Origin of the sequence: Leifsonia sp. SIMBA_070 (genome assembly GCF_046534635.1) — a bacterium.
Classification (GTDB): Bacteria; Actinomycetota; Actinomycetes; order Actinomycetales; family Microbacteriaceae; genus Leifsonia.
Map to the genome: position 1 here is coordinate 1 of NZ_JAWRYK010000585.1, position 255 is coordinate 255.

Below are 255 nucleotides of genomic sequence, written 5' to 3' on the forward strand. Positions count from 1 at the left end.
CGTCACGACGGCACCGGCGGCCACGACCGGGGCCAGGATCTGCAGGTCTTCCCACAGCACCCCGGAAAATGATCCCAGCCCCCACATCACGAACTCGCGGATGTCGCCGGGGCTGGCGTAGGCGAGCATGAACGACACGATCGAACTCACCCCGGAACCCAGCATGCCGCCGGTGATCAGCAACCACGACGACGACGTGATCCATTGGGACAGAATGACAACCACGCCCATCACGGCGGCGGCACCGAGTGCGGC

1 protein-coding gene is annotated in these 255 nt (G+C 65.9%); it reads right to left on the reverse strand.

All coding sequences use genetic code 11. From position 1 onward, the window contains the following. The coding region (locus tag SB754_RS21565) for an iron chelate uptake ABC transporter family permease subunit (protein ID WP_410784365.1) at nucleotides 1-255 on the reverse strand (255 nt) is incomplete at both ends.